This window comes from Streptomyces europaeiscabiei (assembly GCF_001550375.1).
Lineage (GTDB): Bacteria > Actinomycetota > Actinomycetes > Streptomycetales > Streptomycetaceae > Streptomyces > Streptomyces europaeiscabiei.
Genome location: NZ_LRTR01000105.1, coordinates 1 through 12,658, shown reverse-complemented (window position 1 = coordinate 12,658; position 12,658 = coordinate 1). Strand labels below are relative to the sequence as shown.

The 12,658-nt window shown below is 71.2% G+C and carries 11 protein-coding genes; 5 read left to right on the top strand and 6 right to left on the bottom strand.

Features of this window, described 5'->3' with window-relative positions; translation table 11 throughout:
• On the top strand, positions 1–793 hold a 793-nt coding region (gene uppS / locus AWZ10_RS04695), incomplete at its 5' end, for a polyprenyl diphosphate synthase (protein ID WP_063809738.1).
• Between the two features lie 245 nt (positions 794–1,038).
• Here uppS and AWZ10_RS04690 read toward each other — a convergent pair.
• Positions 1,039–1,938 (bottom strand): NAD(+)/NADH kinase, encoded by a 900-nt coding sequence (locus AWZ10_RS04690; RefSeq protein ID WP_060890510.1) that lies wholly within the window; start codon positions 1,936–1,938, stop codon positions 1,039–1,041.
• Positions 1,935–3,050 carry an SPFH domain-containing protein gene (locus AWZ10_RS04685; protein WP_046703294.1) on the bottom strand — a complete coding sequence of 372 codons (1,116 nt, stop codon included), beginning with the start codon at positions 3,048–3,050 and terminating at the stop codon, positions 1,935–1,937. Before AWZ10_RS04685 ends, AWZ10_RS04690 begins: the two co-directional genes overlap by 4 nt.
• A 152-nt stretch (positions 3,051–3,202) precedes the next feature.
• On the opposite strand from AWZ10_RS04685, the gene AWZ10_RS04680 reads away from it, so the two are divergent.
• Complete coding sequence (locus AWZ10_RS04680; protein ID WP_046703295.1) at positions 3,203–4,426, top strand: arginine deiminase; 1,224 nt, start codon at positions 3,203–3,205, stop codon at positions 4,424–4,426.
• Positions 4,427–4,556: 130 nt separating this feature from the next.
• On the top strand, positions 4,557–5,564 hold the full coding sequence (gene argF / locus AWZ10_RS04675; RefSeq protein WP_046703296.1) for an ornithine carbamoyltransferase: 1,008 nt from the start codon (positions 4,557–4,559) through the stop codon (positions 5,562–5,564).
• 101 nt (positions 5,565–5,665) lie between these two features.
• Here argF and AWZ10_RS04670 read toward each other — a convergent pair whose 3' ends face one another.
• Positions 5,666–6,118, bottom strand: coding sequence for an ATP-binding protein (locus AWZ10_RS04670; protein ID WP_046703301.1), 453 nt, complete (start codon positions 6,116–6,118; stop codon positions 5,666–5,668).
• A gap of 344 nt (positions 6,119–6,462) precedes the next feature.
• On the opposite strand from AWZ10_RS04670, the gene AWZ10_RS04665 reads away from it, so the two are divergent.
• Positions 6,463–7,290 carry an enoyl-CoA hydratase family protein gene (locus AWZ10_RS04665; protein WP_046703297.1) on the top strand — a complete coding sequence of 276 codons (828 nt, stop codon included), beginning with the start codon at positions 6,463–6,465 and terminating at the stop codon, positions 7,288–7,290.
• 17 nt (positions 7,291–7,307) lie between these two features.
• Complete coding sequence (locus tag AWZ10_RS04660) at positions 7,308–9,689, top strand: bifunctional salicylyl-CoA 5-hydroxylase/oxidoreductase (protein WP_046703302.1); 2,382 nt, start codon at positions 7,308–7,310, stop codon at positions 9,687–9,689.
• Between the two features lie 102 nt (positions 9,690–9,791).
• Here AWZ10_RS04660 and AWZ10_RS04655 read toward each other — a convergent pair whose 3' ends face one another.
• The 3 genes from AWZ10_RS04655 to cysC are packed head-to-tail and all read right to left on the bottom strand — an operon-like array spanning position 9,792 to position 12,546.
• A complete protein-coding gene (locus AWZ10_RS04655) occupies positions 9,792–11,039 on the bottom strand; it encodes a sulfate adenylyltransferase subunit 1 (protein WP_046703298.1) in 1,248 nt (415 codons plus the stop codon).
• 26 nt (positions 11,040–11,065) lie between these two features.
• A complete protein-coding gene (cysD, locus tag AWZ10_RS04650; protein WP_060890437.1) occupies positions 11,066–12,004 on the bottom strand; it encodes a sulfate adenylyltransferase subunit CysD in 939 nt (312 codons plus the stop codon).
• Positions 12,001–12,546: an adenylyl-sulfate kinase gene (gene cysC / locus AWZ10_RS04645; protein ID WP_046705363.1), complete on the bottom strand. Its 546-nt coding sequence runs from the start codon at positions 12,544–12,546 to the stop codon at positions 12,001–12,003. The genes cysD and cysC overlap by 4 nt, the downstream gene beginning before the upstream one ends.
• Positions 12,547–12,658 lie beyond the last annotated feature (112 nt).

Below are 12,658 nucleotides of genomic sequence, written 5' to 3'. Positions count from 1 at the left end.
GCGGATCGCCGAACCGCCGCTGCCGCCGCGCCCGCATCGCGACGGCGCCCGCCCGCCGGCCATAGCCGAGGCCCATCTCCCGCAACACGTGGCAATCGTCATGGACGGCAACGGACGCTGGGCCACCGGGCTCGGGCTGCCCCGCGACGAGGGCCATCGCGCCGGAGCGGTCGCCCTGCGGGACGTCGTCCAGGGCGCCCTGGAGATCGGACTCGCCCATCTGACCGTCTACGCCTTCTCCACCGAGAACTGGAAGCGGTCGCCCGACGAGGTCTCCAAACTCTTCGCGATCATGCGCTCCGAGCTGCTCGACGGTGAACTCCTCGACCACGACGTACGCCTGCGCTGGGTGGGTTCTCCCGACGGCCTCCCGGACGACGTGGTGGAGGTCCTCCGCGCCCAGGAGCACGCCACCCGCAACCGCACCGGCCTCACCTTCAACGTGTGTGTCAACTACGGCGGCCGTGCCGAACTCACCCGCGCGGGCGCGGCGCTGGCCCGTGCCGCGCTGGCCGGCGAGGTCGACCCCGCCCGGGTCTCCGAGCAGCTCTTCGCCGCCCATCTGCCGCACCACGCCATGCCCGACGTCGACCTTCTGTGGCGCACCAGCGGCGAGATCCGTACCTCCAACTTCCTCCCCTGGCACGCCCACTACGCCGAACTCCACTTCACCGACCAGCCCTGGCCGGACGTGGACCGTCGCGACCTGTGGGAGGCGGTCGTCGCCTACACCCACCGAAAGCGCCGCAAGGGCGCCGCGTCGGCGCCCACGTCTGCGGACGGGGCCGAGTAGCCGGGCCGCTTCAGTGCTCGGGGGCCGCGGTTTCGTTGGCGGCTGCGGGTGGTGCGTGGTTCCTCGCGCAGTTCCCCGCGCGCCTTGGCGGCATGGGTCGCGCCCGGAGCTCTTAAGGGGCGCGGGGAACTGCGCGACCAGCCCCCACGCACCCGCAGCCGAAGAACGCACCGACCGGGGGTCGAAGGGGCGCAGCCCCTGGATGGGGGAGGGACGGGTGGGGGCGGCGGGGGCGACCCCACCCGTCAGCCCACCAACCGCAGCCGGACCCCCGCCACCCCCACCCGCACCGTCTGCCCCCACGTCAGCTCCAGCGCGTCCCCTTCCATCCCGTCCCCGAAGACGATGAGTCGGTCCGACTCGACGGTGAGCCGGAGCCGGGCGGCCGCCGCCAACTGGCCGGCCACCAGTGACGTGCCCGTGGCCGGAGAGGGCCACGCCTCGCGGACGAACCACAGGAGGCGGGCCTCGTCCGGGCCGGGCAACGCCAGCTCACTCGCCCGCTCCTGCCACACCGACCGGATCCATCCGCTCGCCCCGGTCCCGGTCCCGACGAGCACCCCGGAGGACGCCTGGGGCTCGACGGCACCCCTGTCGCCGTCGAACCCCAGGCGGTACCGGGCGGTCTGGTGCCCCGCCGCGCCGAGGTAGATCTCGTTGAGCGCCACCAGCCGCTGCGTGTCGTCGGCGACGGCCTCGACCATGGTCAACTCATCGGCCTGAGCACCGTGTCGCAGTGAAGTGGAGAGCAACTTCCCCGCCTGATCGGGCCGGTGGCGCACCAGCACCCCCGGATTGCGCCGGGGGTCGGGGTTGATCCCCACCACCGGCTGCCCCGCGAGGTACTTCGCGACATTGGCCACCAGCCCGTCCTGCCCGACGACGACCACGACGTCCTCGGGAGCGAACAGGAACCGGTCCAGATCACCCCGCTCGACCCGCGCCTGACGCCAGGTCAGCGGTATCGAGGACGTGACCTCGGCCAGCGCCCCGCGCTCCCGCCGGTGCCGCTCGGCCACGTCCTCGATGTCCCGCCCCCGGGACCGCAGGAAGAAGGCGGCCTGCCCGTGCGTACCGTGCCGGGCCACCAACTCCTCGTACTCGGTGGTGCGATGGACCAGCACCACCCGCGGCGCGAGACTCACGCCGAGCCCCCTTGGGTGCCCGCCCCGCCCAGCTTGGCGAGCAGCCCGGTCAGCACGTCGGGGGAGACCGTCACGCTCTCGATGCGCGGCAGGTTCTCCGCGAGCCGCGTCCCGGTGAGCGCGTGCAGTGTGGACGCGTCCACCTCGGCGTGCACCCGCAGCCACGCCGCCTGGGCCTCGGCCCGTGCCGCACCGACGACCCGCGCGGCCCGAGCCTCCGCCTCGGACAGCTTGACCTGCCGAGCCGCTTCGGCCTCGGCCAGCTTCACGCTCCGCGTCGCCTCCGCGTCCGCGAGTCTGACGGTCCGTTCGGCCTCCGCCTCGGTCAGCCGTACCGTCCGGGCCGCCTCCGCGCCGGCCTTCACCGCGTCCGCCGCGGCCCTCTCCTCCGCCTCCCGCCGTGCGTTCGTCCCCCGCTGGTCGACCAACTGCTCCTCGCGGCGGGCGAGTTCGATCTGGCTTGCCAGCTCGTTCTCGGCGATGGCCCGCTCCCGCTCGACGGCCACGGCACGACGCTCGTACGTCGCCTTGTCCGCCTCCTGCTGGATCTGCTCCCGGGCCGGCGTGCGCAGCGCCCGCTCCACCTCGGGCTCGGGCCGCAGCGCCACCACGCGTACGGCCACGATCTCGATCCCGGTGGCCGGCAGCCGCGGCTCGGCCGCCAGTCCGCTCGCCACCCGCTCCCGGACCGCCGCGACCCCGTCGACCAGGGCCGACGCCAGTGTCGTACGGGCCAGGACGTCCAGCGCGTGCTGCTGGGCCGTCTCCGTCAGCAGCGTCGACAACTGCTCCAGGGGAGCACCGCGCCAGACACCGGTGTCGGGGTCGATGGAGAAGTCGAGGCGGGCGGCGGCGGTCGCCGGGTCGCTCACCCGGTACGTCACCGTCGCCTGCACCGCCACGTCCTGGAAGTCGGACGTACGGGCGTGGAAGGTCATCGCCAGCTCCCGGTCGTCCACCGGGACTTCGGAGAGCGCGGCGCTCAGCGACCGGTACCAGAAACTCAGCCCCGGGCCGTCGTGCACGAGCCGCCCGGAGCGGTGGTGACGAATGTGCGCGGTGGGCGCGCCGCGCAGATGCCGCCAGCCGAGCCGCCTGGTGATGTCGGCCATGGATGATCCCCCTCGCAACGACTGGGCGACACCAGTTAGTGTCACTTAGACGATAATCGACGGGTCTGCTTATCGTCAAGGGGACGAGATGGAAGGGTTCCGATTCGGCCGACCGGCGGGTGAACACGCGCCCGAATGGTCAGGATGAGGACATGGGATTCCATGTCGACTCCGAGGCCGGGCGGCTGCGCCGCGTCATCCTGCACCGGCCGGATCTTGAGCTCAAGAGGCTCACCCCCAGCAACAAGGACGCGCTGCTCTTCGACGACGTGCTGTGGGTGCGCCGGGCGCGCGCCGAGCACGACGGATTCGCCGACGTGCTGCGTGACCGGGGCGTCGCCGTCCACCTCTTCGGCGACCTCCTCACCGACGTCATGCGCATCCCGCGGGCCCGGGAGCTGGTCCTCGACCGGGTCTTCGACGAGAAGGAGTACGGTCCACTCGCCACGGACCACCTCAGGGCCGCCTTCGAGTCGCTGCCCCTGACGGAACTGGTCGAGGCCCTGATCGGCGGCATGACCAAGCGTGAGTTCCTCGACGCGCACATGGAGCCGGCCTCGGTCCGCTTCCATGTCATGGAGCTGGACGAATTCCTTCTCGACCCCCTCCCCAACCACCTCTTCACCCGTGACACCTCCGCCTGGATCTACGACGGGGTCTCCATCAACGCCATGCGCTGGCCTGCCCGCCAGCGCGAGACCGTCCACTTCGAGGCGATCTACCGGCACCATCCCCTCTTCCGCGACGAGGCGTTCCATGTCTGGTCGGAGGGGCAGGCCGACTATCCGTCCACCATCGAGGGCGGCGACGTCCTCGTCATCGGCAACGGCGCCGTCCTCATCGGCATGAGCGAGCGCACCACCCCGCAGGCCGTCGAGATGCTCGCCCACAAGCTCTTCGCCGCCGGTTCCGCGCAGACCATCGTGGCCCTCGACATGCCGAAGCGCCGGGCCTTCATGCACCTCGACACCGTCATGACCATGGTCGACGGCGACACCTTCACCCAGTACGCCGGCCTCGGCATGCTCCGCTCGTACACCATCGAGCCCGGCGTCGGGGAGAAGGAGCTCAAGGTCACCGACCATCCGCCGGAGCACATGCACCGCGCGATCGCCGCCGCGCTCGGCCTCGACGCCGTCCGGGTGCTGACCGCCACGCAGGACGTCCACGCCGCTGAACGCGAGCAGTGGGACGACGGCTGCAACGTCCTCGCCGTCGAGCCGGGCGTCGTCGTCGCCTACGAACGCAACGCCACCACCAACACGCATCTGCGCAGGCAGGGTGTCGAGGTGATCGAGATCCCGGGGAGCGAGCTGGGCCGGGGGAGGGGCGGGCCGCGCTGTATGAGCTGTCCGGTGGAGAGATCCGCCGTGTAGCGGTGTGCCGTCGGCGGTGTGCCGTACGGATCCGGGTCACGCGGAGGTGCACCGTATAGAAATGTGGAACATCGTATAGACTTCCAGTCTTCCCTACGCTGTCCCTGCCCCGTCGACCCAGGAGCGCCCCATGGCGACCGTTCCCCACGCCCTCGCCGGGCGCCACTTCCTCAAGGAGCTGGACTTCACCGCGGAGGAGTTCCGCGGGCTGATCGGGCTGGCCGTGGAGCTGAAGGCGGCCAAGAAGGCGGGTACGGAGACCCAGTACCTGCGGGGCAGGAACATCGCGCTCATCTTCGAGAAGACCTCGACGCGCACCCGCTGCGCGTTCGAGGTCGCCGCGGCCGACCAGGGGGCCCGGACGACGTACCTCGACCCGTCCGGCTCGCAGATGGGCCACAAGGAGTCCGTGCGGGACACCGCGCGGGTCCTCGGCCGGATGTTTGACGCGATCCAGTACCGCGGCGACAGTCAGGCGAACGTCGAGGAGCTCGCCGCGTACGCCGGAGTGCCGGTCTACAACGGCCTCACCGACGACTGGCACCCCACCCAGATGCTGGCCGACGTCATGACGATGACCGAGCACAGCGACAAGCCGCTCGACGACATGGCTTTCGCCTACCTCGGCGACGCCCGCTTCAACATGGGCAACTCGTACCTGGTCACCGGCGCCCTGCTCGGCATGGACGTCCGTATCGTCGCCCCGCGGGCCTACTGGCCGGCGGAGGAGATCGTCGACCACGCGCGCAAGCTCGCGGAGATCAGCGGGGCGCGGATCACGCTCACCGAGCACGTCCACGAGGGGGTCGAGGGCGCCGACTTCATCGCCACCGACGTCTGGGTGTCCATGGGAGAGCCCAAGGAGGTCTGGGACGAGCGCATAGGGGCACTCTGCCCGTACGCCGTGACCATGGACGTCCTGCGCGCCACCGGCAACCCCGACGTCAAGTTCCTCCACTGTCTCCCGGCCTTCCACGACCTCGGTACGAAGGTCGGCCGCGAGATCCACGAGCTGCACGGGCTGGACTCGCTGGAGGTGACGGACGAGGTGTTCGAGTCGTCGCACTCGGTCGTCTTCGACGAGGCGGAGAACCGGTTGCACACGATCAAGGCGGTTCTCGTGGCGACGCTGGCGTGATGTGCGGGTGAGGGCGCGGCGGGTGGGGTGCGTCGGCGCGTGCGGGTTGTTCGTGGTCGATCGTGGTCGATCGCGCGGTTCTCCGTGCCCCTCGGGGGCGCCTACGCGTGGCGGCGCTGTGTCGGGACCGTCGGGAGCCGGAACCACACCGCCTTGCCGGAGTCCGTGGGGCGGTGGCCGCAGGCGGAGCTGAGGGCGCGGATCAGGAGGAGGCCGCGGCCGTGCTCCTGCCAGGGGTCGGGGTCGATGTGACCCGGGGTGGTGAGATCGCCCGGGGGCGCCGGATCCGGGTCGTGGACCTCCACCTTGCAGCCGGTCGGCACCAGCTCCACGACCAGCTCTATGGGCCCGTCCCCGGCCGCGTGCTCGATCGCGTTCGCGACCAGTTCCGCCGTGAGCAGCTCCGCCGTGTCGCAGTCCGCCCCGTGCTCCAGCTCGGTCAGCGCCGTACGCACCAGTGCGCGGGCCATGGGCACGGCCGCGGCGGTGTGCGGCAGCGCGACGCGCCAGGAGGAGGGGGCGGAGGGTTCTTGCAAGGCGGCTGATCCGTTCATGGAGCAGGTCATGGGTCGTCCTGCTTTCAACGTGATGAATGGTACGGCGCGAACCGGCGAAACCGCTCGGCGGGCGCCGCGGGGGACCTTCGGCCCCGTTGCCAGCCGGTCTACCCGTAGCAACGCTCCGCCTCGCCCGGTCGAGCCCGTCGTTACGGGCTTGTCGAACGTCCGTGACCGAGTCACGGACGGCCCGTACGGCCGCCGAAGGGGGCGGTACGGGCGGTGACGATACGCCGGTCGGTCTATCGCGCACTCGTGACGGAAGTCATATATCGGTGATAACTTCGTGGGTGGGAAAGTGGCCGCAGCGCTGCGGCAGCCCCCGAGGAGGCCGCCCCGTCATGAGTCCCTTCACCGGCTCCGCCGCCCGCACCTCCGACTGGCGGCATCTGCGGTGCGAGATCACCGACGGTGTCGCCACCGTCACCCTCGCCCGCCCCGAGAAGCTCAACGCCCTCACCTTCGGCGCCTACGCCGACCTGCGCGACCTGCTCGCCGAACTCTCCCGGGAGAAGTCCGTACGGGCCCTGGTACTGGCCGGCGACGGCCGCGGTTTCTGCTCGGGCGGCGACGTCGACGAGATCATCGGCGCCACCCTCGCCATGGACACCGCCCAGCTGCTCGACTTCAACCGGATGACCGGGCAGGTCGTACGGGCCGTACGCGAGTGCCCCTTCCCGGTGATCGCCGCCGTGCACGGCGTCGCCGCGGGCGCCGGCGCGGTCCTCGCCCTGGCCGCCGACTTCCGTGTGGCGGACCCCACCGCCCGCTTCTCCTTCCTCTTCACCCGCGTCGGCCTCTCCGGCGGCGACATGGGCGCCGCCTACCTCCTGCCCCGCGTCGTCGGCCTCGGCCACGCCACCCGTCTTCTGATGCTCGGCGAACCCGTCCGCGCCCCCGAGGCCGAACGCATCGGTCTCATCAGCCGGCTCACGGACGAGGGCGGCGCCGACGAGGCCGCGCAGACCCTGGCCCGCCACCTGGCCGAGGGGCCGGCCCTGGCGTACGCCCAGACGAAGGCCCTGCTGACAGCGGAGCTGGACATGCCCCTGGCGGCCGCCGTGGAGCTGGACGCCGCGACCCAGGCCCTGCTGATGAACGGCGAGGACTACGCCGAGTTCCACGCGGCGTTCACGGAGAAGCGCCCTCCGAAGTGGCAGGGCCGCTGATGCCGGACTCACCTGTCATGCCAAGCCCAGGGGCAGCAGAGTCAGGGGCGCGGGGCAGTGTCGATACGCGGCTCCGCCGCGGGGCGCGACCAGCCACGCACAACCCGCAGCCGCCCACCGAGAAGAACCACCCCCAGCGCATCGCGATCATCGGCGGCGGCCCCGGCGGCCTCTACGCCGCCGCCCTCCTCAAACGCCTCGACCCCACCCGCGACATAACCGTCTGGGAACGCAACGCCCCCGACGACACCTTCGGCTTCGGAGTGGTCCTCTCCGACGAGACCCTGGGCGGCATAGAACACGCCGACCCGGTCGTTTACGAAGCCCTGCAAGCACACTTCACCCGCTGGGACGACATCGACATCGTCCACCGAACCACCCGCCACACCTCCGGAGGACACGGCTTCGCGGCACTGGGCCGCCGCCGCCTCCTGCAGATCCTGCACGACCGCTGCCGCGCCCTCGGAGTCGAACTCCGCTTCGGCACGGAGGCCCCGTACCCCGCCTGGCTCTGCGAGACGTACGACCTGGTCATCGCGGCGGACGGCGTGCACAGCGCGACGCGCGAGGCGTACGCGGAGGTGTTCCGGCCGGCCGTGGAGACGCACCGCTGCCGCTACATCTGGCTCGCCGCCGACTTCGCCTTCGAGTCGTTCCGCTTCGAGATCGCCGAGACCGAGCACGGCGTGATGCAACTGCACGGCTACCCGTTCTCGCCGGACGCGTCCACCGTCATCGTGGAGATGCGCGAGGAGGTGTGGCGGGCCGCCGGGCTGGACCGGGCGGACGAGCGGGAGTCGGTCGAGCGGTGCGCGAAACTCTTCGCGGACGCGCTCGGCGGCCGGCCCCTGCGCTCCAACAACTCCACCTGGACGACCTTCCGCACAGTCGTCAACGAGCGCTGGTCGCACGGCAATCTGGTGCTGCTCGGCGACGCCGCGCACACCGCGCACTTCTCCATCGGCTCCGGTACGAAGCTGGCCGTGGAGGACGCGCTGGCGCTGACCGCCTGTCTGGAGGAACACCACGACCAGGCAAGGGCGTTGGCGGCGTACGAGGAGGAACGGCGCCCTGTCGTCGCCTCGACCCAGCGTGCGGCGCGGGCCAGTCTGGAGTGGTTCGAGAACATTGGGCTCCATCTCGCCCAGCCCTCACGGCAGTTCGCCTTCAACCTTCTCACCCGAAGCCGCCGCGTCACCCACGACAACCTCCGCCTCCGCGACCCGCACTTCACCGGCGCGGTGGAGCGCGAGTTCGGCTGCCCACCCAGCACGCCCCCGATGTTCACCCCGTTCCGGCTGCGCGGTCTGACCCTGCGCAACCGCGTTGTCGTGTCCCCGATGGACATGTACTCGGCGACCGACGGTCTCCCCGGTGACTTCCACCTCGTCCATCTGGGCTCCCGCGCCCTCGGGGGCGCCGGGCTCGTGATGACCGAGATGGTGTGCGTGAGCCCCGAGGGGCGCATCACCCCGGGCTGTGCCGGACTGTGGAACTCCCGGCAGGCCGACGCCTGGCGCCGCACGGTGACGTTCGTGCACGAGGGGGCGCCGGGCACGGCCATCGGTGTCCAGCTGGGCCACTCCGGCCGCAAGGGCTCGACCAAGGTGATGTGGGAGGGCATCGACGAGCCCCTGGACGCGGACAACTGGGCCCTGGCGGCCGCGTCCCCCGTGCCGTACAAGGCCGGCAGTCAGACCCCGCGCGAACTGTCCCGCGCCCGACTCACCGACATCCGCGAGCAGTTCACCTCGGCCGCGAGCCGAGCCGCCCGCAGCGGCTTCGACCTGCTCGAACTCCACTGCGCCCACGGCTACCTGCTGTCCGGCTTCCTCTCACCGCTGACGAACCGCCGCACCGACAGATACGGCGGCTCCCTCGACCACCGGCTCCGCTTCCCCCTCGAAGTCTTCGACGCCGTAAGGGCGGTGTGGCCGGAGGAACGGCCCATGACCGTCCGCATCTCGGCGACGGACTGGGCCGACGGGGGCACCACGGCCGAGGACGCCGTCGAGATCGCCCGCGCCTTCGCCGCGCACGGGGCCGACGCGATCGACGTCTCGACCGGGCAGGTCGTCGCCGACGAACACCCCGCGTACGGGCGCTCCTACCAGACGCCGTTCGCGGACCGGATCCGGCACGAGGCGGGGGTGCCGGTGATCGCCGTCGGCGCCATCTCCTCCTGGGACGACGTCAACTCCCTCATCCTGGCGGGCCGCGCGGACCTGTGCGCCCTCGGCCGCCCCCACCTCTACGACCCCCACTGGACCCTCCACGCGGCGGCCGAACAGGGCTACTCGGGCCCAGGCGTCAGCTGGCCCGCTCCCTACCGAGCAGGCAGCCGCCGCCCCAACACGGGCCGTACGGACGCCCCGAAACCCCGACTGAGCCTGTCCTAGCCGCGGGCATGCCGCCCGGCTTGTCCTACTCAACTGCGGGCAATCGTGCGGCTGGGGCGGCACGATTGCCCGCAGCCATGGCGGCGGGCGTCGGCGTCGGTGCTAGGACAGGTCCACCATCCCCGCCGTCAGAGTCGCCCCGTCCGCCGGGTCGACCAGGATGAACGCCCCCGTCCGACGAACGGCCGTGTAGTCGTCCAGGGCCAGTGGCTCGGCCGTGCGCAGGGCGATCCGGCCCAGGTCGTTCGTGGTCAGTTCGGGGTGGCCGCCGAGGTCCTTGACGATGGCCTTGACGGTGCGGGTGGTGTGCCGGAGCAGTACGCGGTCGCCCACCCGGAGCGGCCGTTCCGCCAGGTGACAGACGGCCGCACGGACGTCCCGCGTCAGTGTCGGCGCGTCCGCCCCGCCCGTCGTGATCATGTCGCCACGGGAGACGTCCCGCTGGTCCGCCAGCCGCAGGCTGATCGACTGCGGCGCGTGCGCGGCACGTGTCGCCTCGCCCAGCACGTCGATCCCCGTGATCTCGGACGTCCCACCGGAGGGATGGACGGTCACCCGGTCACCCACCCGCAGGGCGCCCGACACCAACTGCCCGGCGTAGTACCGGACTTCGTCGTGCCGGATCACGTACTGCACGGGGAAGCGCGCCGGAGCGTCCGCCGCCTGCACGCCCACCGGAACGGTCTCCAGGAATTCGAGGAGCGCCGGACCGCGGTACCAGTCCATGTGTCCGGACCGCTCGACGACGTTGTCACCGACCAGCGCCGAGACCGGGATCGAGGTGAAGGCGGGCAGCCCCAGGTCGTCGGCGTGCCGCGTGAAGTCCTCGACGATCCGGCGGAACTCCTCCTCCTCGTACCCGACGAGGTCCATCTTGTTGACGGCCAGCACCACGTGCGGGACGCGCAGCAGCGCCGCCACGGCCGTGTGCCGCAGCGTCTGCTCGACCACCCCGTTGCGCGCGTCGACGAGGACGATCGCCAGCTCGGCGGTGGACGCGCCGGTCACCATGTTGCGGGTGTACTGCACATGGCCGGGGGTGTCGGCGAGGATGAACCGGCGGCGTGCCGTGGCGAAGTAGCGGTACGCCACGTCGATGGTGATGCCCTGTTCCCGCTCGGCCCGCAACCCGTCGGTCAGCAGTGCCAGGTCCGGTGCCCCCTGCCCACGGCTCGCGGACACCCGCTCCACCGCCTCCAACTGGTCCGTCAGAACCGACTTGGAGTCGTGCAGCAGCCGCCCGACGAGCGTGGACTTGCCGTCGTCGACCGATCCGGCGGTCGCGAAGCGCAGTGTGTCGACGGTGGCCGAGGGCTTCTCGGCCGTGATCGTGTGCTTGGTCGTGCTCATGGGCGTACTCATGGTCGTACTCATGCCTAGAAGTACCCCTCGCGCTTACGGTCCTCCATCGCGGCCTCGGACATCCTGTCGTCCGCGCGCGTCGCACCCCGCTCGGTCAGCCGGGAGGCCGCGATCTCGGCGATGACCTGCTCCAATGTCACCGCGTCCGAGTCCACCGCACCCGTGCAGGACATGTCACCCACGGTCCGGTACCGCACCTGCCGCTTCTCGATGGTCTCGCCGTCCTTGGGGCCGCCCCACTCGCCGGCGGTCAGCCACATCCCGGCCCGCTGGAACACCTCACGCTCGTGCGCGAAGTAGATCTGGGGGAGTTCGATGCCCTCGCGGGCGATGTACTGCCAGACGTCCAGCTCGGTCCAGTTGGACAGCGGGAACACGCGGACGTGCTCGCCGGGCGCGTGGCGGCCGTTGTACAGGTTCCACAGCTCGGGCCGCTGGCGGCGTGGGTCCCACTGGGAGAACTCGTCCCGCAGCGAGAAGACCCGCTCCTTGGCGCGTGCCTTCTCCTCGTCGCGTCGTCCGCCGCCGAAGACGGCGTCGAACTTCTCCGCCTGGATCTTCTCCGTCAGCGGCACGGTCTGGAGCGGATTACGGGTGCCGTCGGGGCGTTCCTTCAGCACTCCCCGGTCGATGTAGTCCTGTACGGAGGCGACGTGCAGTCGCAGTCCGTGCTCGGCGACCGTGCGGTCGCGGTACTCCAGGACCTCGGGGAAGTTGTGTCCGGTGTCGACGTGCAGCAGCGTGAAGGGGACGGCCGCCGGGGCGAAGGCCTTCAGTGCCAGGTGCAGCATGACGATGGAGTCCTTGCCGCCGGAGAACAGGATCACCGGCCGCTCGAACTCACCCGCCACCTCACGGAAGATGTGGACGGCCTCGGACTCCAGCGCGTCCAGGTGGGACAGCGTGTACGGGGTGCCGGTCTCCCCGGGGACGGCCGCGACGGTCGTCGTCATGCCAGACCCCTCTCGGTGAGCAGCTCGTGGACCAGCGCCGCGGACTCCTGGACCGTCTGGTCCTGCGACTCGATGCGCAGATCCGGGGTCTCGGGGGCCTCGTAGGGGTCGTCGACACCGGTCAGCCCGGAGATCTCCCCGGCCGCCTGCTTGGCGTACAGACCCTTCACATCGCGTTCGGAGCACACCTCGACCGGCGTAGCCACATGCACCTCGACGTACGCGGCACCGCTCGCCGCGTGACGCTTGCGGACCGCCTCGCGGCTGTCGGCGTACGGCGCGATGACCGGCACGAGCGCATGGACGCCGTTACGGGCGAGCAGGTCGGCGAGGAAGCCGATGCGCTGCACGTTGGTGTGGCGGTCGGCGCGGCTGAAGCCCAGGTCCGCGGTGAGGAACTCGCGGATCTCGTCGCCGTCGAGGACCTCCACGAGGTGGCCGTCCTCACGCAGCCGGCCCGCCAGCTCGTAGGCGATGGTGGTCTTGCCGGCACTCGGCAGACCCGTGAGCCAGACGGTGGCTCCGGTGGCTCCGGTCGTCACTTGGTTCTCCTGGTTCGTCGCGGGAGCACGGCCCGTCCCGGGGACGGTGTTCCCGACGGTGTCAGCTGTCTCGGCGGGCGCGGTGGCGTTCTCCGCGGACCCTGCGGCGCTC